The sequence below is a fragment of the Chitinivorax sp. B genome (assembly GCF_005503445.1).
In the GTDB taxonomy this organism is placed as follows: Bacteria; Pseudomonadota; Gammaproteobacteria; order Burkholderiales; family SCOH01; genus Chitinivorax.
Map to the genome: position 1 here is coordinate 85500 of NZ_SCOH01000005.1, position 26971 is coordinate 112470.

The window sequence follows — 26971 nt, forward strand, 5'->3', positions numbered from 1 at the left end:
ACTGATTTCTCAATTTGGGGGAACAGCATCCGGCTTGATACTGGCTGGCAAGGAATCCATTAGCTCTTTTTCCAGCATCGGTTCTAGTTTCGGCACAGCCACCGACTTAACACTTGGCGACAACAGACGTTTTTGACCAATCATCCGGCAAAGTACCGTCTCCAGCTGATCGGCTAGGGAATCGGGAACAATGAGTGAAGCCTCTTTATCTGCCGAGCCGGCGTGATCAACTTGCAATCCAACCCGATCAAACAGCATCCAGTTTAAAGTCAGCAAAGTATGCTGAGCACAGTCAATCCGCTCTCTGAACAAGCCACTACTGACAACTCCCTGTCGTATTGTCTGGGGGCTACTGAATACTACCTTTCGCCAGTAGGTAATATATGTGCTGTCAATCAGTACCTTTGACTGATCGATACTGTGCAAATGACTGTCATTCAGACGCAATGCTTGCCAATCAGCCCCCCATGACAAAGCTGGCAAGAACAAACATAAAAGGCGGTACCATTTCATTGCGACGTTTCATTCAATAGTCGGGCTACGATCAAACCATTTATCAAGCCAAATAAACTGGCCGTAATCACAAAACCAGGTGCCAGCATGACCACTGCCCGGTGTGGAAGCAACCAAGCATAAGCCACTAACAACTGCCCTGTGGTATGTGCAAATGCTGCACACAGACTTTGGCTCACCGGCCCAAACCATTCACGCGGCAACAAACAAGTCAACCGCAATACTGCCAGACAGGAGAAACCGCCAGCCAAACTAAGAAAAAAGCCAGGGGTCAGAAAACTACCAAACAACAATGCCGCCCCAAGGATACGTAATATGGCGACCCAAGCAGCTGTTTGCCAATCAAATCGGTATAACACATACAGCGTCACAATATTGGCCAAGCCCGGCTTGACGCCGGGGATGGGGGAAGGCAAGGCATTTTCGATCATGGCCAACATGATACCGGTAGCTGCCATACTGGCCAGCAACCGATCACGTGAGGTTACAACCAATTTAGTAGCTGAGGGAATCATAACGCCGACGTGGCCCGGACAATTCAACACTGGTTTGGTTTGGTAGGCACAAAGCTATCTGTCCTGCTCGTGACAGCCAACCCTGCAGTACACAATATTGACGTGGGCTGGGATCACGTTGCACACGAGCTTGACCAGCACGAACCTCAATAACTGTCTCACCTAACGGCCCCATGGCAGAGATAACGTGATCCTGATTTAAAGGAAGTTCTGCAACCAACTGGCCTGACGCCCGGACCAGGGCACGATCAGGCACTTCACGAAACCAGCACCAACGCGCACATGCAATGCATACCAATATTGCCAACAGAATGATCAACCAATCACCAGGGCGAACCAAGACGCCCCAGCGCATTTACGCAAGTTCACGATGACGAACGATTACTTGTTGTTCATTGCTGAAACGCTTACCCAGTTGCTCTGCAAAATAAACAGAACGGTGCTGACCACCTGTACACCCAATCGCCACGGTCAGATAGCTGCGGTTATCACGAACAAAACTAGGCAACCAACGTGCAATGTAACTCTCGATATCGTCATACATTGCACACACTTCAGTCTGTGCCTTGAGAAAATCGACCACAGGCTGATCACGACCAGTCAAAGGTTTGAGATCAGGTACATAATGTGGATTAGGGAGGCTGCGTACATCGAAGACCAGATCAGCATCCAACGGAATGCCATGCTTGAAGCCAAATGATTCGACAATCAGGGTTAGACGTGACTGATCCATATCAACCACAGTCTTGACCCAGTTACGCAAGGTATTGGAGTTCAGATCAGAAGTGTCGATACGATGCGCGAAATCCCCCACGCTCGCCAGCATTTCCCGTTCCAGCGCAATTGCTTCGGTAACGGTCAGCGAAGACATTGCCAGTGGATGCCGGCGGCGGGTTTCAGAGAAGCGCTTGACCAATGTCTCGGTTTTCGCTTCCAAGAACAACAATCGTACGTCCACCCCTTGTGCACGTAATGCATCCAATTGCTGTGGAACGGCATCAATGCTTGGGCCGCCACGCACATCCACACTGATCGCCAACTTGTCGTGGCCATCTGCTTGAAGGTAGCTAGCAATCTGTGGAAGAAACGGTGTGGGCAGGTTGTCAATACAGTAGAACCCGCCATCCTCCAGCACCTTGAGTGCCACACTTTTCCCAGAGCCGGACAATCCACTAATAATGATGAGTTGCATCGATGTCTCTATGATGAATCAACGATAGACCAATGTTTGAGCATGCCTGAAAGCGTACGTTCCCGCTACCGTAAGCGAAAGACAAATTAGTCGACCATGCTGGAAAGACGATGGTTACACAGCAAATCTGATATGCAACACCTTGTTTGACTATACCTAAAACAATACCAAGGTTCGGCGATAACGTCAGGAACGAATTTGGATATCGTCGTAGCTGACAACAATCGCAGCTTATCTGATGTAACTCACAGGAAATCTTGCGATCAGTTCATGCCCTCGCCAGATTCCATATAACGTTGCTGGCGCTCAATGAATTCCTTGGTACTATCCAAGCCGCGTAATTGCAGAATGTAGTTACGGACCGCCGCCTCTACCAACACCGCCAAGTTACGCCCCGCAGCCACCGGCAAGACAACACGCCTGACTGGAACACCCAAGACATCCTGAGTCGCTTCATGAGAGGCCAGTCGATCTAGCATCGCCATGTTTTCCGGGTTGGCTTTTTGCAAGTGAATCATTAGCTTCAAGGTCTTTTTCGGTCGGACCGCGGTCTCGCCAAAAATTGCTTTGATATTGAGGATACCTAAACCGCGAACTTCCAGAAAATCGCGCAACATAGGTGGACAACGGCCCTCTAGAATCTCCGGCGCCACTCGGAATACTTCGACCGCATCATCTGCCACCAAACCATGTCCACGCGATATCAATTCCAGCGCCAATTCAGACTTACCCATTGCGGAATCCCCTGTGATCAGCACCCCCACTTCCAATACGTCCAGAAACACCCCATGTAATACCGTGGATACCGCCAACGCTTTTGACAGATAAAAGCGCAGCACATCCATCAGGTATGGACTTTTTTCTGGTGAGCTGAACAATGGCACTGATGACGCTTCACAGGCATCAATCAGAACCTGCGGAACCTGTTCGTCATTGGCAACAATCATGGCTGCCATTTGATTGGAAAACAAATGGGCAATGGATGTACGGGATGTATTGTCATCCAGCGTATGCAAATACTCCATTTCTGCCAAGCCAAGTACCTGTACACGGTTGGGATGTACGAAATTAAGATGCCCCACCAATGCCAAAGTGGGCTTTTGCACAATATCGTTGGTCAGCAGATTACCCGCGCCTGATTTACCTGCAACCCAGGTCAGGTGCAGTTTCTTGGCATTGTCATCAAATAACTGCTGAACACTAATTTGGGGCATAAGGTTGCCATTCCATGATCAGACGATAGGCTTCCTGCGCATCATGCGCTTGTTCCAGTGTCTCGCGAAACTGTTTATGGCTGAACATGTCTGCAAGTTCGGACAACAATTGAAGGTGCAGATCTGTCGCCGATTCCGGTACGAGCCACACAAACAACAAGCCAACAGGCTTGCCATCTGGAGCATCGAAAGGAATGGGTTGTTTAAGCTTAACAAATGCACCGACAGCTTCGCGGAGGCCCTTGATCCGCCCATGTGGTACGGCCACACCATGGCCAAGCCCTGTCGAGCCAAGCTTCTCGCGCGCAAACAGTGCATCAAACACCGTGCTGCGGCCAATATTGTTGTTATTTTCGAACAACAGTCCAACCTGTTCGAAAACCCGTTTTTTGCTTCCCACATCCAAGTCGAAAAACACGTTTTCGGCTAGCAGAATTTTTTTGATCAGTTGTGTCATACACGCCGCCTGAGTACGGCCTTGTTCAAACGCGGCTATTGTATTCTCGTCTTGCCGCCGTTGCCATTGCTGATATCAAATCGGACAACATCCCTGAGAAGAAAAAGGGCGCGATGCGCCCTTTCCTACCAGCTGCAATCCCAATGGGGGAATAACAGGTACTACCCGCGCGGCAATCAGTGCCGCCACCTCCATCACATCAGGACGCAGCTTCCCCAGGAACGGCCTGATACTTCAACGCACCATCGTGGCGACGTTCCTGATACTTTTCCTTATGCCTGAGAACCTGGCGATCAAGTTTATCGATCAGTGCATCAATTGCAGCATACATGTCCTCATCAATCGCTTCGACATGGATGTCCTTCCCTCGCAGATGGACGTTCGCCTCAATCTTTTGCTGCAGCTTGTCAACAGACAGGATCACGTTTACATCAATCACGTGATCAAAATGCCGCGTCACACGATCCAGCTTCGAAATCACATACTCACGGATCGCGGGAGTGATTTCAAGGTGATGCCCACTGAGGTTGAGATTCATATGGTTCTCCTTACATCGTTTATAGGGACTTGCGCTGGTTAACCGGTGGAATCTGCATTGCTTCGCGATACTTGGCGACGGTACGACGAGCCACATTGATGCCCTGCTTGGCCAACACCTCTGAAATAGCACTGTCAGACAAGGGTTTTTTCGCATCCTCATTGCCGACCAATTGCTTGATCAACGCTTTGATGGCAATGGCTGAACACTCTCCGCCCGCCTCTGTCTCTACATGACTGCCGAAGAAGTACTTTAGTTCAAAAATACCACGTGGCGTGAACATGAATTTTTGTGTGGTGACGCGTGAAATAGTCGATTCATGTAGATCAAGCACCTCAGCAATATCACGCAACACCAGTGGCCGCATGGCCACTTCACCATGCTCAAAAAAACGATACTGACGATCAACAATCGCCTGTGACACCCGCAAAATGGTATCAAAACGTTGCTCTACGTTCTTAATCAACCATTTCGCCTCTTGCAGTTGCATTGCCAATTGTGACCCACCATTTTCACGATGTTGTTGCAAAATGTTGGCATACATTCGATTAACCCGCAGGCGTGGCATTGCGGCCGAATTGAGGCTAGCCACCCAAGCACCTTTGACCTGTTTGACCACCACATCAGGAACAATATAGCGATTGTCGCTTTGAGCAAATTCAGCGCCAGGGCGAGGATTCAGGCTACGAATCAGATATTGTGCGCTTCGTAGGGCCTCTTCGTCGCAACCCAACAGCTTTTTCAAGCGTGCATAATCTTTCCCTGCCAACAAATCCAGATGGCGTTCACAAATCTGCCTGGCCAGACGGACAGTCGGCGTTGTTGGCATCGGTGCCATCTGCAACATCAGGCATTCGCTGATCGTACGTGCACCAATGCCAATAGGCTCAAGGTTTTGCAGATAGCACAATGCAATCCGCAATTCCTCCATCTCGACTTCCAGCTCCTCTGGCAGGGTTTCCAGCACTTCATCCAACGAAATCGACAACAAGCCATCATCACCCAGATTGTCGATCAGAATCGATACCAGCGCATGATCTCGGGTCTCCAGCGGCAACAAACGCAACTGATCTTCCAAATGATCCCGCAGCGTAGGGATTTCAGCGGTCTGCTGCGAATAGTCACTGTCATCGTCGTCATCACGTGGCGTATTGCTATAATTGATCTCGCCCCAATCATCAGACGCAAACTCGTCTGATGCACTTCGTTCTTCCGTTGGCGCGGTTTCGTTTTGCACTTCAGTACGGGAATCTCCGTTACTGAAATCTGACGCCTCGCCAGGCATATGCATTTCAGGCTCATCGGCCCGCTCAAGCATAGGGTTTTCTTGCAGGAAGCGTTCAATTTCCTGATTGAGATCCAACGTTGAGAGCTGCAGCAGCTTGATTGACTGCTGCAACTGTGGCGTGAGCGCCAGATGTTGGGTGAGCTTGAGCTGGAGTGATTGCTTCATAGATGTAGTCGGCGTGAACCTTGCGGCCTACGCTGTTTCCGCCCGAGCCTGACTGCGGCTAGAGCCGGAAGTGTTCTCCCAAGTAGACCTTCCTCACGCTTTCATTATAAACAATTTCATCTGGATGGCCTGCGGCAAGTACCGATCCTTCGTTGATAATGTAAGCCCGATCACAAATCCCCAATGTTTCCCGTACGTTATGATCAGTAATCAATACTCCAATACCACGTGTTTTCAGGAAACGAATGATTTTCTGGATATCCAGCACCGCAATCGGATCCACCCCTGCAAACGGCTCATCCAACAAGATGAACCGTGGATTGTTGGCCAGTGCTCGCGCGATCTCAACTCGACGACGCTCTCCACCAGAGAGACTGATGGCAGCCGCATCGCGTAAGTGTGCAATATGCAGATCATGCATCAAATCATCCAGCTTTGCAGCGATTTCAGTCTTACTACCACCATGCAGTTCAAGAATGGCCTGAATGTTCTGTGCCACGGTCATTTTGCGAAAGATCGAGGCTTCTTGCGGCAAATAAGACAACCCCATGCGTGCCCGGCGATGGATCGGTAAATGGGTGATGTCCTTGCTATCCAGCTCAATCGTTCCGCCATCAGCGGGGACCAGACCGACGATCATGTAAAAACTAGTGGTCTTACCCGCACCATTTGGGCCAAGCAAGCCAACCACCTCACCACTATCGATAGACAATGAAACGTCCCGTACAACTGTACGCGACTTATAAACTTTCTTCAGTGAATTGACGACCAGATGACTCAATTATTCCTCACGTGGTTTGCTGATACTGGATGAGGGCTTGAGCGGTGTCACCTGTTGGGTATCAGCCGGCTTGGCCGCATCCTTGCCATCTTTTTGCGGTTGGGGTTGCAACACCATGCGCACACGGCCAGTCGGTGCGGTCTTGGTGCCAGCTTCCGGGCCGACCTTGAAATTCCCGTTGAGCTGGTCATAGAAGATGTAGTCACCACGGACTTCATCTGTTCCGCGCTTCAAACGGGCTTTGCCAAACAACTGCAGTTGACCGAGTTTACCGTTGTATTCCATCCGTTCCGCCTGGCCTTCGATAAAATCGTCGGCATCGTCACGCTTTTCTCGATAGGTTAGCGGACGGCCATTAGCAGTGGCATGATAATTACCCTCCACATCCTGCTTGATGATGGCCTTATCAGCACGCATCAACAATGTACCTTGCGTGATAACAACGTTTCCTTCATAGGTACTGACCTTGGTTTTTTCCTCTCCGAACCAGGAGTCGGCTTCAACGTTGATCGGTTTTGCTCGGTCGGCGCGTTCTGCCAGGGCGCCAGTGTGAATGGTAACCAACAGGCAGCAGGCCAGTATTTTAGACAGGAGGTTTGACATAGGTCGCTCTCACTCTGGATTTCAATTTAATCGTACCGTTGTTGCGATCGAGATCCATACCAACTGCGGTGACATGCATGTAGTCGTCACGAATCTCAACAGCCTGATCAGTGGTCGACAGCCCCTTCTTTGGCCATACCCATAGCTTGCTGGTAATCAGATGCAGCGCTGAGCGCTGTGCATCCGGGTTGCGTTTCAAATGGGTGACACCGTTGAAATAAAAGGTTTCATCGTTATGGCTCATACGTACGTCTTCAGCCACGATACGCATTGGAGCCTGATTTGGTGTCAGATCAGTCATTTCGACCGTGAACAGATCGGTATAGTTGCCCTGCTGATAGTGCTGCATTTTGGCTGCTGTCACCAGATACTGTGCAACGCCATGTTCGCCGGTCTGCGTCGCGTGAAAGCGCTCCATGGTGACATCAGGCTTGCCGCCAGTATTGGCTTCACGGGTTGCATCAGGCAAGCGGCTGAGTCGATCGAGCCAAAATGTACCAGCCGCCAATGCAGCAGCAACCATCAACGGGGCCAGCAGGCCTGAACGATCCAGATTCATACCAAGTACGGCGCCAGTTGCTCGTCCAATGTCCCTTGAGCTTGCATCAGCAGTTCGCAAACCTCACGTACCGCGCCTTCCCCCCCTTTATTTTCAGTAACATAGTGAGCATGGCGCTTTACAAAAGTTGGCGCTGCCGGCACGGTAAAGGCTAAACCACTGCGTCGCATGACTGGTAGATCAATAACGTCATCTCCCATATACGCCGTTTGCTCAGCCTGTAAACCCAGTTTGCCCAATAAATCATGAAAGGCATCCAGCTTGTTTTCCACCCCCTGGTACAAGTGGGTAATGCCAAGATTACGTGCGCGCAGCGCCACTAGATTCGAAGTCCGGCCAGTGATAATTGCCAATTCGACACCACTCAGCCGCAACATTTTCATGCCGTGGCCATCCAGCGTGTTGAACGCTTTGATCTCTTCGCCTGAATCGGAGAGATACAGTTTGCCATCAGTCAGCACGCCATCTACATCAAATATCATGAGGCGGATCGATACCGCCCGGTCATAGACTGCTTGCATGTTGTTCCTTAAACGACGCCGGCGCGCAGCAGATCCTGCATATTGAATGCGCCGACGAGATGATCGGATGCATCAACTACCAGTAATCCGGTAATCTTGTAGGTCTGCATCATTTGCACGGCTTCAGCCGCCAGTTTATCCGGGTTGATACGGCGTGGGTTAGATGACATCACCTGATTGACTGGTGTTGACTTGAGATCGATATCGCGATTGAGTACGCGGCGCAGGTCGCCATCAGTAAAAACACCCACCACACGGTTGTCACCATCTACCACGGCCGCCAATCCCAAGCCGGATTGAGACATCACCAGCAGGGCATCCCGTAACAGGGTATTCACATGAACAACCGGCAGCTCATCACCGCTGTGCATGATATCTCGTACATGTATCAGCAAACGGCGTCCCAGCGTCCCGCCCGGGTGAGACATGGCAAAGTCGTCGGACCCAAATCCCCGCAGATCCAATAACACCACGGCCAGAGCATCCCCCATGGCCAATTGGGCTGACGTACTGGCAGTAGGAGCAAGATTGAGGGTACAAGCTTCTTTTTCAACACCCGCATCCAGCACCACATCCGCTTGGCGCGCCAGGGTAGACTGCAGATTGCCAGTAATGGCGACCAACGGTACACCACGGCGCTTGATTGGATTGAGCAAAGCAACCAGCTCGTCACTTTCTCCCGAATTGGACAATGCCAATACCACGTCATGATCGGTAATCATACCCAAGTCGCCGTGCGCGGCTTCCCCCGGGTGCATAAAAAAAGCAGGTGTCCCCGTGCTGGCCAGTGTAGCGGCAATTTTACGACCAATGTGGCCGGATTTACCCATGCCACTGACCACAACACGCCCTTTACAGGCGAGAATCAATTCGACGGCTCGGGCAAAGCCCTGATCCAGCCTTGATACCATTGCATGAATGGCATCCGCTTCGATTTCCAGCACTTCTTTGGCGAGCGTCAATACTTTGGCGATTTCGGTATTCGTCTGTGTCATGGGGCGGAAGTATAAAAGGTTATAATCAATCGGACAAAGAACCGTGGCGATCACGGCCCCATAAACAACGAGTACATGCATGCACGGAGCCCTGCCCGCTACCCTGATCCTGCTCGCCGCATCCGTTCTGGCGGTTGCTGCCTGCCGGCAACTCAAACTCCCTGCCCTGCTGGGCTATCTGCTGGTAGGAATCATCATCGGACCCAATGCGCTGGCCTTGTTGGAAGATAGCGCCGATACAGCCTACCTCGCCGAATTCGGCATTGTGTTCCTGATGTTCAGTATTGGCCTGGAATTCAGCCTGCCCAAATTAAAAGCTTTACGACGGGCCGTATTTGGTCTGGGAATGGGGCAGGTTGCCATCACGATTGTGCTGGCATTACCGATGGCTCTGTTCGATTACTTGTCTTGGCCTGCCAGTGTTGCATTGGGTGGCATTTTGGCAATGAGTTCCACGGCAATTGTCAGTACCATTCTAAATGAGCGACTGGAGTTGACCACTGCGCATGGCCAACAGGCTATCGGCGTATTGCTATTTCAGGACTTGGCTGTCGTCCCCTTACTCATTCTGATTCCAGCATTAGCGAATCCCGCTGGTGGTGTCGTACAGGCATTGGGTTGGGCGGCATTGAAGGCGGTCGCTGTCTTGACGATTCTGTTGTACTTTGGCCCACGCATTTTGCGGCCATGGTTTCACATTGTTGCCAAGCAGCACTCCAAAGAACTCTTCATCGTCAACCTGTTATTGTTTTCACTTGGTACCGCCTACCTCACCTCGTTAACGGGCTTATCTCTGGCGCTAGGTGCCTTTCTGGCTGGCATGCTGATCGCGGAAACCGAATACCGCTATCAGGTCGAGGAAGATATTCAGCCCTTTCGCGATGTTTTACTGGGCTTGTTCTTCGTCACTGTCGGTATGCGATTGGATATGGGTGCGCTGGGTGATAACGTGCCATTATTACTGATTTTTCTGGCGCTACTGATCCCACTGAAAGCATTGCTGATTTTCAGTATCAGCCGCGCAATCGGCACATCTTCAGCAACAGCCTGGCGTACTGGCTTGTTACTCGCCCAGGCAGGGGAATTCGGTTTCGTGCTGATATCGCTCGCCCACGAACATTTGTTGCTGCCTCGCGAACTGGAACAACCTCTACTCGCAGCCGTGTTGCTGTCCATGCTGATTGCACCATTCTTGATCCAGAAACGGGATTGGTTAGTGCGCCGATTTGTCAGCTCGGAATGGTTGAATGAATCGGTCGCACTGACGCAAATTGCCGTACAGGCAATGATGACACGAAATCATGTGGTGATCTGCGGCTACGGACGCAGCGGTCAGAATCTGGCACGGTTGCTAGACCAGGAAAATATCGGATTCTATGCATTGGATCTTGATCCAGAACGGGTACAAGAAGCCTCGACAGCTGGCCATAATGTCTCGTTTGGTGACGCCAGCAAGCGTGAGGTGCTGATGGCAGCCGGCCTGTCACGAGCACGGGCCGTCGTTGTCACGTTCGCCGATACACACATGGCAATGCGAATTCTGAGTCATGTCCAAGCATTGCGGCCTGACGTACCGATCATTGTTCGCACCTTGGATGAAACCGATGTGGACAAACTGAAGGAAGCGGGGGCTGTTGAGGTTGTATCGGAAGTCATGGAAGGCAGCCTGATGCTGGCATCACACACCCTGATGATGTTGGGTACGCCGTTGAGCCGTGTATTGGCGCGTATCCGTCAGGTGCGTGAAGAACGTTATGACCTGTTCCGAGGTTTCTTTCACGGTGCCACCGACAATCTAGGTGACCCCAATGAGCAGGCTCAGCCTCGACTGCATAGTGTCATGATCACTGACACCGCAACCGCCATTGGTAAAAAGCTGGGTGAATTGCAATTGGATGATCTGGTCGAAATCAAGACCATCAAACGTCGTAATGTCCGGTCACTGAAACCCACACCGGATCTGGAGATTCTGGTTGGTGACGTACTGGTACTCTTAGGCAGACCCGAAGAGTTGGCCAAAGCCGAATACAGGCTGTTGACGGGCTAACAACCTGTCAATCACCTACCCATACAACTACAGCATATAAGCCATTCAAATACAAACAGGGCAGGTGTTCCTGCCCTGTTTACATATTGCCTTTACACACTTCTTTTCTTATTTCGGGAAGGCATAAGTCAAGGTGTAATTGCCAGTACCAGAATAAGACTTCACCTCGATATAGTAATCTCCAGCAGTACCGTTGTAGTTGATATTTTCCGTTGAGGTCGGACCGGTTGCGTTTGCCACCACGGCCCAGGCCCTTCCGTTCCATTTATACAAGGCCAGCTCGAAGTCGGCATTGGATGGCCCGGTCAAACCAAGTTTGAACACCCCGCCGTTCGCGCTGCGATACACTTGCTGCGGATGATTGTTCCAGCCTCCGGAGTGACTCAAAGTACCTGTCAAACGGACTTCACCGTTCCCCGCATCAGGTTTGTAGTACTGACCAAAAACAGTTTTAATGCGATTCTCGTTGACAGCATGCCAAGGCTGCCCCAACGAACGCATTTTAGAATTTTCAGTTGGCCGATACATACCGGATTCACAGTAACGGCCACCACTAAACAACCCTACGGTCCCATTCGATACTGAACCCGCACGTGTTGGCACACTGACATTACCCGGAATCAAACTACCCCACTTGATGTAGGAACGATTGGTCTGCAAAGTTGCATTGGCTTCGCTTGGCTCGCGACTGCGGTCGCAAGTGCCATAGTCATATTCATCTGCCAGCTTGAAAGCAGTGTGGCCGATTTCATGCAACGCCAGCTCAATTGCTGAAGCATCGGTGGTCAACGTCGCAATTGGCCCGCCGCCACCGCCATAGCGGGTGGAATTTGCCACAGCGACGATCAGGTCACGTCCGTCTGGGCTGGTGATCGGATCAACAACCTGATGTACACGGTTATAATCGACACATGCCAAACGGGCGGTGTTGAAGCAACCCAGCGTCATGCCATACACCGTATTACGCTGAATACCACGATCCACTTCACTCACCCCAGACTGGGCACTAGGCATATCTACCCGGCGAATATTGATACCCTGGCGATGAGCAGCAAACATTGGGTCGGCCATGATGCCATCGGCAATCATCTTAGCGACCTGAGCCCATTTCCCTTGCTCGGCCGTAGTATAGCCATCCCCTACCAGTACAATATCCATCCGATTGGCAGAAGGACCGGTATTGAGCAGCATGGTGGATGTGGCACCGGCAAATGCTTGGCGTTTCAGAAGGCTGGATTCGGTTTTGCGAAGTGCCTGATCAATAGTTTGTCGGTCGAACGAGAATGCACTGCGTTCCGCCATAAAGCCGTTACGGCTGGCAGATGGTTGCAGGATTTCCACTCGATTCAGATTGGCGTGATCTGGTACGCGCACTTCAAACTGCGACAACGGCAATTTGATCTTTTTTACCTGTTCAATTTCACCCGTTTTGGGGTCAAACGACTCTGCATGCAGTACACCTGGGTTACGTATTGCCGTACGGAACAGCTCACGGCCACGGCGATCACGACCAACAACGATCAGATCGTTCTCATCGGCTTCTGTTGACAAGGCCTGATGGGCAAATGCACCTTTCTCGGCATTCACCAACTCAAAATCAGCTGCTGCACCACTCTCCTGTTGCTGAATCTGCAGCAACAGGTTGTCTGCCATTACTTGCCCACATGCAAGTAGTGTTGCGGCAACCATCAATTTGGGGATGAATTTCATGTCTTAGCCTCCAGTACCTGTTCTTATGATGAGAGACATCAATAAATGCTGACGTCATTTTTAATCCGACGTCATAATGCACATGATTCCAAATACTGTCAAACATTAATGCGCACATCCGAATTAATTTCTTTTCGGAAATTCGAAAAGTCTTACTTACTGCTTATTTTTAAAACAAAATTGATCCGAGCGACAAAATTTGGCAGATACAAAATCCGCTGCGCCAGAAAACGGATACCAGGACTGACAGACAATAAAAAGCCGGGGGTACCCCGGCCTGTTTGCAGCATCAAGCAGTTGAATTACGGCAGTAATCTGATAGCCACGGTGGCATTCCCTGCCAAACCAAAGCAATCGATACTGGGCTGAGGTGCAGCCAACGTGCCATAGGCATTGCTGCTGGAACGCACGATGCCACCATCCGCCTTACCATCATCGATTTGCCTATCCAGTGCACAGATGTAACGCACATCCACGTTGGCAGGAGCCCCACCAGCGGTGGTTGCTGCCATCAGATAAGTCGTGTTGGCCACCCGGCGCTGGGCAGCATTGGCCCCCGTCTGCAGTACCCAGAATCCATTCCATATGGTCTTGGTATCGGCCTCGGTCATTGCATTGGTATTGGTCAACAGACGCAATGCAGCTGTTCCTTCATTGCCGCTGGCAATCAGTCCATCGCGAGCCCCGCCAGCCGCACAGGTCGTGCCGGTAAAGGTTGCAGCTGCTTCGGTTCCGGTACATCCATCACCTGGCAGCGAACCATATTTCTCCTGATAACTATTAATGGCCGCCTGGAATTTATTGACTGCCGCAGCCGCATTCTTGACCCGGGCTCCATCGATCAGATCACGCCCCTTGAAAGCCAAGCCAAGAATCAGACCGATTACAACCAACACAATAGAAAGCTCGACTAATGTGAAACCTTGTTGCTTCGCTTGCATGTTTGGGCTCCTTGCCGACAAATGACATCGTCTGGTAATCATGCAAAGGGTGTGCCATCCCATCCACGATCAAGTCATGCTGCCTGCACATGTGGTAGGCAAGGAATCACCTGTTCAGATGATGGCATGGATAGCATGCGTTTCGTTCAAGACCCTGTCGGCATCAAGACAACCCTGTCATGAACTCGACAGGCTCTATGTCGAAAACCCGACGCCGTCTACTATAGTTCAGGCATCCTATCCCTGAGCCTGACCCACATGGCCTTGCGCAACCAGGTTGAGCAGGTGCCGGTTTCATGGCTGACCTTGGCCATGTTGCTGCCACTGCATATGGCAATATGCTGGGTATCGGCACCACCATCACGCTTCGCGCTCCTGCTGATCCACGTTGGCCTGTTTGTACTCTGGCAACCCATACTTGAACGCCAACGACGTATTCCGTTGGGGCAGGCAGGTATCGTACTGTTAGCTTGGCTGACCGTGACCTATCTTGCATTGTGGTGGTCATTGATGGCTTGGCTGTCCGTGCTGATTGGCGTAGTTGCCAGTCACGAGGTAAAGCGACATGGCGTCTTGCTGCATTTGGGCTTGGTTGTCTATTTGCTACTAGCTCTGTTCCTGATTGCACTGCCCCAGGCGATTCAAGTTCCATTGCCAGTATGGTTGCAGCTGACATTCAGTTGGGCCTCTCCACCAGTGTTAATGGTTGCTGCCTGGCTGGGTCAAGATGATCGCCGCCATGGCCAACGTGCGTTGGACTTGATCTACGGTGTACTCATCACGCTGCTGACCCTATTGATCGCGATGTCTACTGTAGTCTGGAGTCTGCAAGCTGGCATCGCTTATCTGGAGGCACTGGGCTATACCCTGTTGGTTGCAGCTGGGGGCACTTATGTCCTGTCGCGCATCTGGTCTGAAAGCCTGAGTCGGTATCGATTTGGTGTGCTGTTTTCACGCTACATGATCAGCCTAGGGACGCCTTTCGAGGACTGGGTCGGCAAAGTTGCACTGCTTTATCGTGATGCAACGGATTTACCACACTTTGCCCAAACCGCCATTAATGAGGTAGCCAAACTTCCCTGGATGATTGGTGGCGAATGGCAATGGGATGGATTGTCTGGGCAATTCGGCCAACATAGTCGCCATGCACTGGCAATCCATAATGCCGGCTTGGATCTCACCTTCTACACCCGACATTCCGCGGCGCCCGCACTGGTACTACACTGCAAGCTGATTACGTTGATCCTTGCTGAATACGGGTTGGCCAAGCAACGTGAACAGGCCATGCGTACCCATGCTTTGAACCAGGCGATTGCCGAGACAGGGGCACGGCTGACGCATGATGTGAAGAATCTCTTGCAGATCCTGCAAGGCTTGTGTGCCGCCATTGATACCGCCACACCTGACGATGCAGAAGCTTTGCAACGTTTGATCCAGCGACAGTTGCCTGCCATCTCGCTGCGGCTGGAATCAACTTTGGTGAAATTGCGCTCGCCCGCTGCCATGGACAGCCCACTATCGCCTGCCAATGACTGGTGGATGGCCCTGCAGACACGCTATGCCAACCAGCCAATCCAATTCGAAGGCAAACGCTTGCGCGATCAGGATGTAGTGCCAGGCGAAATGATGGATTCCATACTGGATAACCTGTTGCGCAATGCGCTGGAAAAACAACAGTGGCAGCAGGGCATAACCATTACTGTTACATTGGCTTGGCTGAATGGGGTCACTGTTACCGTCGTAGACAATGGCTCAGCCGTTCCGGCAGAAATTGCCAAGCAACTGTTGCATAACCCGGTTCAGTCCACTTCAGGTGGGATGGGTGTCGGCCTATGGCAGGCAAGCCAGCTGGCGAGTCAGTACCAATTTGGGTTGAGCCTGACTCAGAACCGGCCGGGACAAGTCTGCTTCACGCTGCAACAGCAAATCGTTTAACGCTGTTAAAAACTCGGCGATGTGTTTCTGATCAGGCCTGAAAACGAAGGCCGTGCAGGTATGACATGTTTGCGAAACAAAAGCGTTTTGTCAGCGCTGCTTGGTATCCATTCCTGCTGTTCATAGCCACATTCAAGGCAATTTGCCAGCCTGAACCATTTTCGCCATCAGGGTCGGTGTGGCCATCCAGCGAATGATATGGTCGAAGTCGTCATCGGCCGTCGTCTGGCTGACAAAGCTACGGTCACCATCTGCATTCTCGATCACCCGGGGATCGGTGCCGGCCGCGATCTGCGAACCGTCGGACATGAATGCCCCCTGACCGCGCTTGCCATGTGACAAGATCAGCATTGGCGCGCCTAGCACCTGGCGGTTCGTGTTGATTTGCGGTAGACGTGTATAGACGTCGATCCTACCTGTGCTGTTCAGCGTAAATTTTGGCGTTTTGCTTGCCTGTGCATCGAAGTCGAGGGCAATCGCATAGGTCATGCGATGCCCCCAGGCATCATTCTCCGGCAAACCCAGCGTCACCCAGGGTAGCACGCCGACCGCTACGCTCCCGGGCCCAAAAACACAATTGGCCGGTGCCACACCGGCCCCATTGCTGCCGGTGGCAATGGTGCCCACCGCAGGGCATGGCAAACCACCGTTGGCCATAGCGTAACCTGCCAGGGCTTCCAACGCGGCATCCAATGTCAATCGCGATTCGTTTACCCTTCGGGCTTCCTGCTGTGCGGAAAGTGGCCCCATGACGCCCGCCATGATCAATCCCAGCACCAGCAATACAACCACCAGCTCAACCAGTGAAAAACCACAACTGGCACCAGGTGTTTCAGAATAAATGGGCCTTGATTTCATAGGTCAACACACTCCTTGCCGGGTCACATTCCCACGACCACCTTGACGTTGAATTGTCCAAGTGGCGTTGCATCGGGCAAAAGTTAGAGTGATGGTATCGCCAGTAGCCGCGTAATGGGTAACCGATCCCCAGTTATTCCAGTCGTTATCGACAAACCACGGGGTACCAATGCTGGGTGGCGTAACAGGATAGCCTGCACTATAGGCCGCATCAGCTGCCAAGCGGATTTCGGCCGCCACTCGCGTCAATGCATAAGTCATCCACTCTTTAGCCGTGACATAGACAATGCGATCATTGAACACGACATCCCCCGCTGTATTGCGTTGAATACCCGCCAAGGTGAATCGCCCGCTCAGGTCGGTATGGTCAGCCACGCCCGGCAACCGCTCCACATAAGTATTCAGCACCTGCCGGGTCAGTTGGACTGGCAATGGATTGACACGAACCTGCCCTGACAATGCTTTGCCTGGGTGAATCAACACCATGGCCACCTGATTGGATAATACCTGGCCATTGGCATCCACCACTGTCAACCATTTATGCACCGGCGATCCCAACATGGCGTCACTATTCAATTTTTGCACACCCACCGCATCCACCAGATTGCCGGAAATGGCCAGCAATGGAATGTCGCCCATGACAAATGCAGATGGGTCAAAAGACGAACCAACCTGCAGATCCCGCCAAGGCAATAAGCCGATGCACAAGACCGTCGTATTGGCGCTACCAGAACCTGCATCCCAGACATTGCGGGCAGGCAGGCCGGTTGGGCTGGTCGATTGCAAGCAGTTGACTTCAGCTGAGCCATTGAAATTGCGGTCGGGTGACAACAGCCTTCCCGGGGTAAACGTACTGTCATCCTCCCCCCAGGTTGTCGACGCATTCAATAATAGCTGACGGTAAGCACCCAGCATGGCGGTATGGCGGACTGATTCACGTGTACGTTTCAGTACATCGTTCAATTTGGTCACCATCACCGTTGCAGCAATCACACCCAGCATGACTGCCACCACCAGCAATAGCCCCCCAGCTTGCCGAGGTTTCACCCTGGGATGGATTGCTGACTTCACCGTTTACCTTGCTTCAATTGAAATGATGTCTGAGACTCAAGCAATTTCCAGGCCTTATAAACCATCTTGTTGCTACCGCAGCATACAATCAACCACCGTGCCAGCTTACGATTTCACGGGATGGCCACCGCGTTGATCTGCTGCCCTGGTTTGCCTTGTAACAACTGGCCATACCAATGCAGCCGTACTTGGTTGTTGGTTGGGTCCACCCCTATTGCGGTAACTTGACCATATTGCACCCCGAATGGCACCGCCCGGCCATTCAGCCACAAGGTGGATCGACTGCTGGTGCGATTGACATAACCGTCAATCCAAATTGCCAACACCTGAGGCTCCGGTGCAACAGGTAATGCGCCCAGTGCTTTTCCTTGATTCAGGATTTGCCGTTCCTGCGGTGTGTAGAAAAGCCGCCCCAGAGTGGGCAACTCGGCCCAAACCATTGTTGGTACAGCGGCAACATAAAGCATGACACAACTGACAATCGACCTCATGGCGCCTGCTCCTCTGTCGCATTGACCGGCAATGCTCGATGAATGGTCAGCAGATTCAGATCACAGCGTGCAATCAATCGCTCACCATCCACCGCATTTGACGATTCCCCGGGCAGGCTCAATCCACATCCACGCAATACCGGCTGACCACGCAGTTGTTGCAGCAAGCTAGCCAACAGTTGCTGCATGGCTACCTCGTGTAGTGGTGTGAAATCCAGCCGGATACGAGTTACATATACCTGCAAACTGCCAGCAAGGTTGGGGATCAGGTCGGATACCATTTGCGGGGTCAATGAAAAGTGCAGTTCCAACCCTGGGGACTCCCGCCCCAGTCTGGTTAGCACTTCCACCCACTGCAGCCGGTCTTCGTTACCGACGATTCCAGTCTGCTGAAACACTGCAAAGCGAGGGCCATACTGCTCCCAATCGGCTTTTGCCTGTTCCACCTCCGCCAACTGTTGCCTGGCCTGCGTCAGGCGATGTCGCGCCTGATCGTTTTCACGCTGTTGCCGTGCCAACTCATACCATGCCCCACCACACAACAAAACCACCAGTAACAGGACACCAGCCAGAATCAGCAATTGTGGTAGCAGGTATTTCAATTCATCTCGATTGAACCTGAACTCACTGATCATGGTGCCTCCACAATCACTGCACGTGACAATGTCAGTTCAAAGCTATGCTGTGGTGGAACCTTGTCAATATCTGCCGGGGGCAACGTGACCGTACCCGTCGGTCGCGTATCCAACGGGGCCAGGGTAATATCGAGTTGGGTATCACGCCGCTGCAAACCCCGAGCCAGTTCAGCCACGCGGATATCGGCACGGCGGTAGTCATCAGACCATGGCTCAACGCTGCCACGCACCACAAACCGTTCCCGCCAGGTCACTATTTTGGGCTGGCTTTCAAAGTCTACCTCGCCCTCCTCGGGGGCAGAAGGCAACACCGGCGGCGCATCTTCATCCAACCGATAGGGCAATTCACCAGTGCCAACCGTCCATTCCATGACATGCAGGCGTAAATCCAGCGACTGATCCAACGCCATGGACAATGCCTGCCAACGATCATTCATGACAGGCCAAGTACGGCGCAGCTGTTCAATACGCTCCACCACTTGCCGCATGATCGACGGGTCATATTCACCCGTGATGACTTGCAGAGAGCGGGCTCGTTGCTCTGCTGCCAATGCTTGCGGTACCAGTTCGGTACGACGCCGTTCCAAATCATGGGCATCTGCAAGTAGCCAGCCAGCAACAGCAACCCCCACGCCCAAACACATACCGGCAGCAGCCAGCAAGGCGCGACGGGCCTGCCACAACCGCAAATGGCGCATCCGTTCAGGTGGCGCATAGTGATTACGCCACCCTCGCTGAATCAATCGCAACAAGATCTGCACCAGATTCCGATCCGCAGCAGCAGACAACTTGAATGTCCGTGCAACTGCAGTCGGATCAATCAATTGGTAGGTGAATTCCTCAGTATCGGGGGGCAAACCAGCCAGATCATGTTGGTGGTCCTCATCAGCCAGCACCAATACATGTAACGGTGTGTCGCGATTGATCATGCGCAGACTGGCCACATACTGCCGAGTGCGGGTACATTCACCGATAATATGCTCGACCATCAATTCATCATGATCGCGTGACAAGGTCAGTCGTGAGAATTTCAGCTCACCCTGGCGGTAATAGCATTGTCGGACACCATTTTCAGCCTGGATCGACACCAGCAACACATGGTCATCATCATGATGTAGCCGCTTGGCCAAGCTGGTGCACAGCAACGCGAGTGAATAGATGCCAACCAGCGGAACCTGATGCTGATCCAGCACGTTAAGCCAACGATCAAGTAGATCCGGATTGATGATGCCACTGAACAATACCCGATCATCCCGACGCCCTTCCGTTTCCCGTCCTTGCACCCAGCCATTGGCATAACGGATGCCGCGAAACTGGTTCTGCAGCTTGCGCGCCATCAAAGCTCGGTGATCACGGCCAGTAACGTGTGGTAGCAGCTCTACAATAAAATCCTCTTCCGCCACATCTACCAGTACTGCGTAACGTGCATCACGCTGCGCCGCCACATCGTGGGAAAAGGTGGCCAGTCCGCCCTCATCAGCCTGATAGTACTGATGCAAACGTATTTGCGCCCCATCCGTGCAGTACGAATACACCCTATCGTCAGTGATAAACAGCAACATCAACCGACTCATCTCGTCCCTACCTTACTGATCAGGTCAAACACCGGCCCCAATACTGACGACATGATCCACGCCAGCATCAACCCCAGTATCACGGTCATCACGGGCTCGATCATCACTTGAACCCGTTCTACCGATTCCTTCACATCACGGTTGTAGAAGTAACAGACATTCAACAACGCCGTATCAAGTTGACCAGTGTTCTCACCCACCCTCAACATGCGCAGCACCAGCGGCGGGAACAGCCCCACCAGCTGAAAACTGGCCGCAATGCCCGTGCCTTCGCGAATCGAACGCTGCACCTGGGCCACGCCTTCGGCAATCACTTGATTGCCGACAATGCCCTCCAGTACCTTCAACGCATCCAGCACTGGAATACCTGCCGAAAACATCAGCGCAAAGTAACTGGCCAGCCTGGCCAGGATGATTTTGCGCAGAATCGGGCCAATGAACGGGATGCGCAGTTTGTAACGATCAAGCTGATAACGATAGCGTGGTTGGGTGCGCAAGCGCAGCATCACATACAGCCATGCTGCCACCGGTACCACTACAAACACGTACCAATAGCTGCGCATGAAGGCGGACAGGGCCACCAGCATGCGGGTCTGGGCTGGGATATCCACCTGCAGCGACTTGAACAGCTCTACCAGTTGCGGCACTAGATAGATCAGCAGGAAGGCGAACACCGCGACCACCAGCACCAACACAAAAGAGGGATACAGCACGATTTTCTTCATTTGCGCGGCCAGCTCGTCCTGCCATTTCAGGCCATCGGACAAGTCTTTCAGCACTTCTGGCAAGCGGCCTGTCGTCTCCCCGGCGCGAATCAAGTTACAGAACACTGCGTCGAAAATGCGAGGATGAACCGCCATTGCCTCAGACAACTGCTTGCCCCCTTCAATACTATCAATCAGGTCTGCCACCACTTCGCGAAAGCGCGGGTTGTCAACGCTGTCACGCAAGTCAGCCAAACCATCCAGAATCGGTACACCGGAACGAGTCAACTGCTCCAGATGGAAACAAAACGTGATGAGTTCCTGTCGATCAATCCTTGCCCCGCGCCGTCGCAGGCCATTGGCCGCCGCTTGATCGAAAGTCAACAAATCCAGCCCCATACGAGCCAGCCGTTGCTCCAGATCCCCCACGTTGGCAGCGTCAAGAATGCCAGTCACCTTCTCACCGGTACTGTTCATCGAGGCATAGCGATAACGTGGCATGGTGTTACATGATCACGGTTTGGCCGGTGACACGATCAGTCAGGTCGACCACCCGGCTGATTTCATCCAGACTTGTGATTCCCTCCAGCACTCGGCGAATAGCATCGTCTGCCAGCGGGCGAAACCCTTTACGCAATGCAGTGGTGCGGATTTCGCGAATGGTCGCACGACGGGCCAGCAATTCGTCCAGATCGGCGTCCATCTTCAGCACCTCCAGCACTGCAACCCGCCCCTTGTAACCATGATGATCACATGCAGGACAACCAGTAGCCCGGTAGACCGTAGGTGCAAGCTGGCCATCATGCAGACCCAGCAGCATGCGCTCGAATGGGTCCAGTTCATAGGCCTCACGACAGGCCAGGCATAGCTTGCGCACCAATCGCTGGGCAATCATGCCAATGATGTTGCCAGCCATCACATCCGGCAGTACGCCAATATCCAACAAACGCGGTATGGCACCAATGGCCGAATTGGTATGCAGGGTGGAATACACCTGATGGCCCGTCATGGCTGCACGAAACGCCATCTCAGCTGTATCCTGATCCCGCACCTCACCAACCAGGATCACGTCAGGGTCCTGACGCATCATCGACCGCACGCCACTGGCAAAATCCATCTTGGCCGCTTCATTGACGCTGGTCTGACGAATCATCGGCATCGGGTACTCCACCGGGTCTTCCAGTGTCATGATGTTGACGCCTTCAGCATTGATGTAATTCAGTATGGAATAGAGAGTAGTCGTCTTGCCCGAACCTGTCGGCCCGGTCACCAGAATGATGCCCTCCGGCCGGGCGATCATCAGCTTCAGCAGTGAAAGCGAATCTGGCGGCAGGCCCAGATCCTCGATTGGCACCAGCCCTTTCAGGCGATCCAGTATCCGCAGCACAATGTTTTCACCATGAATGGTGGGCTGCGAGGCCACACGAAAATCCAGTGGCCGACCCAGCAGGGTCAGCGAAATGCGGCCATCCTGTGGCGCCCTTGATTCAGCAATATTCATCCCGCTCATCACCTTCAGCCGCACAGCCATGGCTGGCCAATAGGTACGATGTAGCGATCGTACCTGCCGCAGCACACCATCGATACGGTAGCGGATTCGCAGAAAACTTTGCTCCGGTTCGAAATGGATATCGGATGCCCCTTTCTGTACCGCATCGCCCAACAAGGCATCGATCAGTCGTACCACCGGTTGGCTGTATTCATCACCCGCGTTGGCCAAGCTGGAATAATCCACCTCGCCAGTCTCGATTTCACGCAAGATGCCATCAATGGACAGCTCATATCCGTAATACTGTTCAATTGACCTCAATACATCCGATTCAGCCGCCAACATCGGCTCGATCGGCATCGCATCCCTGGTCAGCAGGCGAATCTGATCCAGTGCAACCAGGTTATTGGGGTTGGACATGGCCAGCCGTAACGCACCGTTTTCGCGAGCAAACCCGATCGGCACCAAGGTAAAGCGCTTGGCGATGTCCTTGGGGACCAGCTTGACTGCTGCCGGGTCCACCACCACGCGTGCCAGATCGACGCTTTCCTGTCCCAGATTTTCTGACAACGCCTCGCGCAGCGTTGCCTCTGACAAAAAGCCCAGCCCCACCAATTGCTTGCCAAGTGGCAAACCCGTGCTGCGCTGTTCACGTAGCGCAATCTGCAACTGATCTGCGCTGATAACACCTTTGCTGACCAGCAATTCACCTAGTGGTAGCTTGGCTTTGGCAAGGATATTCATTGTGGGGCAGCACGGGCCTGTAACGTGGCAATACGCCGATCGAGCAATGCCCTGTCGAACTGTGCCGGATAGTGTTGCGCACGCGACGCAGCTTGCTGGTAGTAGCGCAATGCCAGTCGGGGCTGATCGATCCGCTCCAGGCTGATCGCCAAATTGAATGCAGCATCTGGGCTATCTGGCTGCACGGTATAGGCTCGGAAATACAGTTGTTGCGCATCGGCCCAGCGCTGCTGGTTGTGATAAGCCATAGCCAGCTCCTGCAATAATGGTGCATTGCCAGGCTGGGTGTTGAGCAGCTCCTCCAATTGAGCGATCCGTTCGACACCGGATTGCTTGCGACTGACCATGGCCAAGCCAGCTTGTGCGTCGACATCTTGCGGGTCCAGCACCAGCATCTGTCGATAGTAAGCCTGCGATGCATCCTGGCGGCCCTCATGTGCTGCCAGCACCGCCATGCCCAACAAGGCATCCCGATTGTTTGGCTCCTGCACGAGCACATTCTGATACAGCCGATTGGCAGCCCCCCAATCCCGCGACTGAAAAGCCGCATAGCCACGGGCAACGTCAGATGGCACAACATCACTGGTCACACTCTTGGTGATCTGAACCGCCCCATTCGCCGACAACGTGGCAGCGGGTGGTGCCGGCAGCACAGATTCAGGCTTCGGTGTCACTTGTTGCATAAGCGGTGTCGAATCGTGTGTTACAGGTGCAGATGATGCGGGCAATTTACCGCCACTCGACACACCCACATCATCAGCAGATCTGGGTGGCGTAACCGACGCGATGGGTACGTCCGGCTTGAGCTCGAATGAGCCAGCCGGTGTTGGATCTGTCATGCTTTCAGACACGGTTGCCGTATTCTGGTCATCTGGTTCAGTCGGGGTGCTTGGCACCGGCTGTGAAGCCCACCACAACCATACCAATATTGCGACCACTGCCACCCCACCAACCACAACAAGCAGCAAATGCCAATTCACTGACGGTCGAACGGGGGCGGTAGCTGACAAGACGCGCTTGGCCGTATCTCGCTGGTGTTGAGGATTGACCGATGACTTAGGTGCAGCAGGTGACGATGACGCGGCGGACAAACGAGATTCCGGATTGGGTGATACAGGTGCAACAGCCGGCTTTTTGGGAGGCACCTCGGCTACAGGCGGTGGCATAGCCTCACCCACCACCGTTGTTTCGACTCCAGACTTGGTAGTATCCACGGGTGCCAGCGATAAAGCATCAGCCATCGTAGTGGCCGAATCGCGTACTGGTAATGGTTCCTCATCTGCTGATTGTCGATCAAGTGGCATTGGCGCAGGTTCAGCTGGAATCGATTCAACCGGTGACAGTTCAATTTCCGCAAAACTGATCTCCGGTAAGCCAGGTTCCGGCTTTTGTTCAGTAACCTTGGCCACGCCAGTTTCAGCCATATCGGCAACTGGTTCTGCATCCAACTTCGCCTGCTGACGCTTGGCCTCCTCTGCCCGTCGCAATGCATCCAGCAACAGGCTCACCGCTGCCCCCCTTCTGTACTGCCGATCGGAACAGCAAGGTTGTCACGCTTGTCATCAAAGAACAGATTGCTGGGTAAATACGGTTTGAACTGTGCCAGATCGCCATTTACGCTTGGGTCGTTGATCACCAGCGGTCTTAGAAAGATCACCAATTCGCCTTTGCTGCCAGTATCGTTACGCTGACTGACCAGATTACCAATCCCTGGCAGGCGTGACAGCCAAGGCAAACCATCCCGCTTGTATTCGATCTTGTCGCGGATCAACCCACCCAATACAGCCACCTGCCCACTCATCAGCTTCAGGGTGGATTCCATTTCACGGACTTCGATTTCCGGTATCAAATTATCGAAATCCGACTTCAACAAGCGCGGCACTGGATCAACCTTGTAGCCGGTGATATTCGAAATGGTGGGTCGGACATTCAGCGACACCGCCCCCGACTCGGCAATCTGCGGTGTGACATTCATCACCACACCCACAGGGACTGTATTCAACGTACTGGTGTACTCTCGCTTTTCTGCGGTTGTGGTTGTCGCTTCGGTGATGCGGATATCGGTGGTGAAATAGACTTTTTCTTCCACCACCTTCAGCAACGCGGTCTGATTGTTCAAGGCCATGATCTTGGGACTGGAGATCACCTTGGTCTTGCCAAAGGTTTCCAGCAATTTGATGGTGGACTTGAAGGTACCGCTGAACAGACGCGGGTTGGCAATATTGAAGGTCAACGCGGTAAAAGGTGAATTCACCAGCGTGGCCGGAGTCAACGATACCCCGGTATTGCTGTAGTTACGTGTGCCCTCCGCAATACGGGACCAATCAATACCGGATTGGAACTGGTCAGACAGATCGACCTCGACAATGGTTGCCTCGATCAGCACCTGTCGCTGTGCGCTGGCCATGACTTGTTGTAGAAAACGCTGAATCTCCTTATGTTGACGGGAATTTGCCACCACAGTGAGGGTGCCTGTTTCCGGATGGACAATCACATCCTTATTATCGACAGCCGATGATGCTGATGGGCCAGATGGGCGTGTCGAGAGAGCACTTGGCTCTGCAGATGCAGCCGAATCAGCAGGTGACGATGCCTGTTGCAACTGATCAAACAACTTGGGCGCCCCAGCCCCGGCTTTTGCAGAAATTTCTGCGTCTTTCCTCATCTCTTCTTTTTGAGATTGCACGCGACCTTCCCGCTGCTCACGCTCGGCGGGTGTCATTCTTGCCAGCTCGCGCTTGACTTCCAGCTTGGTACGTCGTGTTTCCTCCTGACTACGAGCAGCATTGGTGGATTCGATGATGGCGATGATGCTGGTACGAATGGAAGCCCAGAACAGATTTTCGGATACGTTACTCAGCTCGGCTTGGGAAATATTGCCAACCTCGCCTTGTCCGGCCGATTTGCTGCTCCCCCCCGTTGTCCGCTCTCCCCCTGTCGCAATCGCTGTGGCTACACTGACCCGACTATTCATCTTGCGGGTCATATTGACATAATCAACCTTGTAATGCTGTACATAGGGTACTTCTGGCATAACAACCAGATTGCTACCCAGCATTTGCCAGCGCATATCCACCTGGTTGGCAATTCGCTCCAACAGTTGCGGCAAAGTCTGGTTGATGGCATTCAGTGTGACAGTGCCATCCAGCCCTGGATGAACATCGACGTTCACTTTGGCATCCCGCGCCAAGGCAAACAGCAACTCGTCAACCGGTACGTGATTAACCACCACACTATAGCGCTCCGGCTTGGCCATCGGCTTGGGGGGTGGCAAGACAGGCAATGGCGCAACGGGTGCTGGAATATCCTCAACTCGATTCGGTGGTGAGGATAAATGAATCTGGTCGGGTATGGGCGGCCGAAAACTGGTACAAGCCACCAAAGACAGCACAACCAGCGGGGCGCAACGCAGCGTCAGGGTCATCATTGGC

26 protein-coding genes are annotated in these 26971 nt (G+C 52.8%); 2 read left to right on the forward strand and 24 right to left on the reverse strand.

Going from position 1 to position 26971, the window contains the following annotated elements; all coding sequences use genetic code 11:
* Positions 1–9 precede the first annotated feature (9 nt).
* From FFS57_RS04935 to FFS57_RS04995, 13 genes are all read right to left on the reverse strand, one after another.
* Positions 10–513 carry a surface-adhesin E family protein gene (locus FFS57_RS04935; protein ID WP_137936649.1) on the reverse strand — a complete coding sequence of 168 codons (504 nt, stop codon included), beginning with the start codon at positions 511–513 and terminating at the stop codon, positions 10–12.
* Positions 510–971 carry a Gx transporter family protein gene (locus FFS57_RS04940; protein WP_249383892.1) on the reverse strand — a complete coding sequence of 154 codons (462 nt, stop codon included), beginning with the start codon at positions 969–971 and terminating at the stop codon, positions 510–512. The genes FFS57_RS04935 and FFS57_RS04940 overlap by 4 nt, the downstream gene beginning before the upstream one ends.
* A 37-nt stretch (positions 972–1008) precedes the next feature.
* Positions 1009–1383 (reverse strand): NusG domain II-containing protein, encoded by a 375-nt coding sequence (locus tag FFS57_RS04945; RefSeq protein WP_137936651.1) that lies wholly within the window; start codon positions 1381–1383, stop codon positions 1009–1011.
* The gene (rapZ, locus tag FFS57_RS04950) at positions 1384–2220 is read right to left on the reverse strand and encodes an RNase adapter RapZ (RefSeq protein ID WP_137936652.1); all 837 of its coding nucleotides are present in this window, start codon (positions 2218–2220) and stop codon (positions 1384–1386) included.
* A gap of 263 nt (positions 2221–2483) precedes the next feature.
* Positions 2484–3434 carry an HPr(Ser) kinase/phosphatase gene (gene hprK, locus FFS57_RS04955; protein ID WP_137936653.1) on the reverse strand — a complete coding sequence of 317 codons (951 nt, stop codon included), beginning with the start codon at positions 3432–3434 and terminating at the stop codon, positions 2484–2486.
* Positions 3421–3891, reverse strand: a complete 471-nt coding sequence (locus FFS57_RS04960; protein WP_137936654.1) for a PTS sugar transporter subunit IIA — start codon at positions 3889–3891, stop codon at positions 3421–3423. Before FFS57_RS04960 ends, hprK begins: the two co-directional genes overlap by 14 nt.
* A gap of 199 nt (positions 3892–4090) precedes the next feature.
* Positions 4091–4429 carry a ribosome hibernation-promoting factor, HPF/YfiA family gene (hpf, locus tag FFS57_RS04965; RefSeq protein ID WP_137936655.1) on the reverse strand — a complete coding sequence of 113 codons (339 nt, stop codon included), beginning with the start codon at positions 4427–4429 and terminating at the stop codon, positions 4091–4093.
* A 19-nt stretch (positions 4430–4448) separates the two neighbouring features.
* Entirely contained in the window at positions 4449–5882 is a 1434-nt protein-coding gene (locus FFS57_RS04970; protein WP_137936656.1) for an RNA polymerase factor sigma-54, read from the reverse strand.
* 58 nt (positions 5883–5940) lie between these two features.
* Positions 5941–6663, reverse strand: a complete 723-nt coding sequence (gene lptB / locus FFS57_RS04975; RefSeq protein WP_137936657.1) for an LPS export ABC transporter ATP-binding protein — start codon at positions 6661–6663, stop codon at positions 5941–5943.
* Positions 6664–7266 carry a lipopolysaccharide transport periplasmic protein LptA gene (gene lptA / locus FFS57_RS04980; RefSeq protein ID WP_137936658.1) on the reverse strand — a complete coding sequence of 201 codons (603 nt, stop codon included), beginning with the start codon at positions 7264–7266 and terminating at the stop codon, positions 6664–6666.
* Positions 7247–7825 carry an LPS export ABC transporter periplasmic protein LptC gene (gene lptC, locus FFS57_RS04985; RefSeq protein ID WP_137936659.1) on the reverse strand — a complete coding sequence of 193 codons (579 nt, stop codon included), beginning with the start codon at positions 7823–7825 and terminating at the stop codon, positions 7247–7249. The genes lptA and lptC overlap by 20 nt, the downstream gene beginning before the upstream one ends.
* Positions 7822–8346: a 3-deoxy-manno-octulosonate-8-phosphatase KdsC gene (gene kdsC / locus FFS57_RS04990; protein WP_137936660.1), complete on the reverse strand. Its 525-nt coding sequence runs from the start codon at positions 8344–8346 to the stop codon at positions 7822–7824. The genes lptC and kdsC overlap by 4 nt, the downstream gene beginning before the upstream one ends.
* Before the next feature lie 8 nt (positions 8347–8354).
* Entirely contained in the window at positions 8355–9341 is a 987-nt protein-coding gene (locus FFS57_RS04995; protein WP_137936661.1) for a KpsF/GutQ family sugar-phosphate isomerase, read from the reverse strand.
* Between the two features lie 79 nt (positions 9342–9420).
* On the opposite strand from FFS57_RS04995, the gene FFS57_RS05000 reads away from it, so the two are divergent.
* On the forward strand, positions 9421–11388 hold the full coding sequence (locus tag FFS57_RS05000; protein ID WP_137936662.1) for a monovalent cation:proton antiporter family protein: 1968 nt from the start codon (positions 9421–9423) through the stop codon (positions 11386–11388).
* A gap of 108 nt (positions 11389–11496) precedes the next feature.
* Here FFS57_RS05000 and FFS57_RS05005 read toward each other — a convergent pair whose 3' ends face one another.
* On the reverse strand, positions 11497–13098 hold the full coding sequence (locus FFS57_RS05005) for a M64 family metallopeptidase (protein WP_137936663.1): 1602 nt from the start codon (positions 13096–13098) through the stop codon (positions 11497–11499).
* Positions 13099–13400: 302 nt separating this feature from the next.
* The gene (locus tag FFS57_RS05010; RefSeq protein ID WP_171013632.1) at positions 13401–14039 is read right to left on the reverse strand and encodes a type II secretion system protein; all 639 of its coding nucleotides are present in this window, start codon (positions 14037–14039) and stop codon (positions 13401–13403) included.
* Between the two features lie 258 nt (positions 14040–14297).
* Between FFS57_RS05010 and FFS57_RS05015 the strand changes: the two genes are divergently transcribed.
* On the forward strand, positions 14298–15974 hold the full coding sequence (locus FFS57_RS05015) for an ATP-binding protein (protein ID WP_137936665.1): 1677 nt from the start codon (positions 14298–14300) through the stop codon (positions 15972–15974).
* A gap of 132 nt (positions 15975–16106) precedes the next feature.
* On the opposite strand, the gene FFS57_RS05020 is transcribed toward FFS57_RS05015, so the two are convergent.
* The 9 genes from FFS57_RS05020 to mshL form a co-directional block, all read right to left on the reverse strand.
* The gene (locus tag FFS57_RS05020) at positions 16107–16832 is read right to left on the reverse strand and encodes a prepilin-type N-terminal cleavage/methylation domain-containing protein (RefSeq protein WP_137936666.1); all 726 of its coding nucleotides are present in this window, start codon (positions 16830–16832) and stop codon (positions 16107–16109) included.
* Positions 16833–16835: 3 nt separating this feature from the next.
* Positions 16836–17903, reverse strand: a complete 1068-nt coding sequence (locus FFS57_RS05025; RefSeq protein WP_137936667.1) for a hypothetical protein — start codon at positions 17901–17903, stop codon at positions 16836–16838.
* A 113-nt stretch (positions 17904–18016) separates the two neighbouring features.
* Positions 18017–18394, reverse strand: a complete 378-nt coding sequence (locus FFS57_RS05030) for a hypothetical protein (protein WP_137936668.1) — start codon at positions 18392–18394, stop codon at positions 18017–18019.
* Complete coding sequence (locus tag FFS57_RS05035; RefSeq protein ID WP_137936669.1) at positions 18391–19029, reverse strand: hypothetical protein; 639 nt, start codon at positions 19027–19029, stop codon at positions 18391–18393. Before FFS57_RS05035 ends, FFS57_RS05030 begins: the two co-directional genes overlap by 4 nt.
* Positions 19026–20591: a hypothetical protein gene (locus FFS57_RS05040; RefSeq protein WP_171013634.1), complete on the reverse strand. Its 1566-nt coding sequence runs from the start codon at positions 20589–20591 to the stop codon at positions 19026–19028. Before FFS57_RS05040 ends, FFS57_RS05035 begins: the two co-directional genes overlap by 4 nt.
* A gap of 8 nt (positions 20592–20599) precedes the next feature.
* Positions 20600–21808: a type II secretion system F family protein gene (locus FFS57_RS05045; RefSeq protein ID WP_137936671.1), complete on the reverse strand. Its 1209-nt coding sequence runs from the start codon at positions 21806–21808 to the stop codon at positions 20600–20602.
* Between the two features lie 4 nt (positions 21809–21812).
* Positions 21813–23540 (reverse strand): GspE/PulE family protein, encoded by a 1728-nt coding sequence (locus tag FFS57_RS05050; RefSeq protein WP_171013636.1) that lies wholly within the window; start codon positions 23538–23540, stop codon positions 21813–21815.
* Entirely contained in the window at positions 23537–25048 is a 1512-nt protein-coding gene (locus FFS57_RS05055) for a tetratricopeptide repeat protein (RefSeq protein WP_137936672.1), read from the reverse strand. Before FFS57_RS05055 ends, FFS57_RS05050 begins: the two co-directional genes overlap by 4 nt.
* A complete protein-coding gene (gene mshL / locus FFS57_RS05060; protein ID WP_137936673.1) occupies positions 25045–26967 on the reverse strand; it encodes a pilus (MSHA type) biogenesis protein MshL in 1923 nt (640 codons plus the stop codon). Before mshL ends, FFS57_RS05055 begins: the two co-directional genes overlap by 4 nt.
* Positions 26968–26971 lie beyond the last annotated feature (4 nt).

Excerpts from the sequence above, each read along its gene's own strand:
- FFS57_RS05045 (WP_137936671.1), bottom strand. The coding sequence starts at position 21,808 with ATGCCACGTTATCGCTATGCCTCGATGAACAGTACCGGTGAGAAGGTG.
- FFS57_RS04940 (WP_249383892.1), bottom strand. The coding sequence starts at position 971 with ATGGCAGCTACCGGTATCATGTTGGCCATGATCGAAAATGCCTTGCCT.
- hpf (WP_137936655.1), bottom strand. The coding sequence starts at position 4,429 with ATGAATCTCAACCTCAGTGGGCATCACCTTGAAATCACTCCCGCGATC.
- rapZ (WP_137936652.1), bottom strand. The coding sequence starts at position 2,220 with ATGCAACTCATCATTATTAGTGGATTGTCCGGCTCTGGGAAAAGTGTG.
- FFS57_RS05030 (WP_137936668.1), bottom strand. The coding sequence starts at position 18,394 with ATGAGGTCGATTGTCAGTTGTGTCATGCTTTATGTTGCCGCTGTACCA.
- FFS57_RS04935 (WP_137936649.1), bottom strand. The coding sequence starts at position 513 with ATGAAATGGTACCGCCTTTTATGTTTGTTCTTGCCAGCTTTGTCATGG.
- lptA (WP_137936658.1), bottom strand. The coding sequence starts at position 7,266 with ATGTCAAACCTCCTGTCTAAAATACTGGCCTGCTGCCTGTTGGTTACC.
- FFS57_RS05040 (WP_171013634.1), bottom strand. The coding sequence starts at position 20,591 with ATGTTGCTGTTTATCACTGACGATAGGGTGTATTCGTACTGCACGGAT.
- FFS57_RS05010 (WP_171013632.1), bottom strand. The coding sequence starts at position 14,039 with ATGCAAGCGAAGCAACAAGGTTTCACATTAGTCGAGCTTTCTATTGTG.
- FFS57_RS05005 (WP_137936663.1), bottom strand. The coding sequence starts at position 13,098 with ATGAAATTCATCCCCAAATTGATGGTTGCCGCAACACTACTTGCATGT.
- FFS57_RS05000 (WP_137936662.1), top strand. The coding sequence starts at position 9,421 with ATGCACGGAGCCCTGCCCGCTACCCTGATCCTGCTCGCCGCATCCGTT.
- FFS57_RS04945 (WP_137936651.1), bottom strand. The coding sequence starts at position 1,383 with ATGCGCTGGGGCGTCTTGGTTCGCCCTGGTGATTGGTTGATCATTCTG.
- FFS57_RS05015 (WP_137936665.1), top strand. The coding sequence starts at position 14,298 with ATGGCCTTGCGCAACCAGGTTGAGCAGGTGCCGGTTTCATGGCTGACC.
- FFS57_RS04995 (WP_137936661.1), bottom strand. The coding sequence starts at position 9,341 with ATGACACAGACGAATACCGAAATCGCCAAAGTATTGACGCTCGCCAAA.
- mshL (WP_137936673.1), bottom strand. The coding sequence starts at position 26,967 with ATGATGACCCTGACGCTGCGTTGCGCCCCGCTGGTTGTGCTGTCTTTG.
- lptC (WP_137936659.1), bottom strand. The coding sequence starts at position 7,825 with ATGAATCTGGATCGTTCAGGCCTGCTGGCCCCGTTGATGGTTGCTGCT.
- FFS57_RS05050 (WP_171013636.1), bottom strand. The coding sequence starts at position 23,540 with ATGAATATCCTTGCCAAAGCCAAGCTACCACTAGGTGAATTGCTGGTC.
- FFS57_RS04960 (WP_137936654.1), bottom strand. The coding sequence starts at position 3,891 with ATGACACAACTGATCAAAAAAATTCTGCTAGCCGAAAACGTGTTTTTC.
- kdsC (WP_137936660.1), bottom strand. The coding sequence starts at position 8,346 with ATGCAAGCAGTCTATGACCGGGCGGTATCGATCCGCCTCATGATATTT.
- hprK (WP_137936653.1), bottom strand. The coding sequence starts at position 3,434 with ATGCCCCAAATTAGTGTTCAGCAGTTATTTGATGACAATGCCAAGAAA.
- FFS57_RS04970 (WP_137936656.1), bottom strand. The coding sequence starts at position 5,882 with ATGAAGCAATCACTCCAGCTCAAGCTCACCCAACATCTGGCGCTCACG.
- FFS57_RS05020 (WP_137936666.1), bottom strand. The coding sequence starts at position 16,832 with ATGAAATCAAGGCCCATTTATTCTGAAACACCTGGTGCCAGTTGTGGT.
- FFS57_RS05035 (WP_137936669.1), bottom strand. The coding sequence starts at position 19,029 with ATGATCAGTGAGTTCAGGTTCAATCGAGATGAATTGAAATACCTGCTA.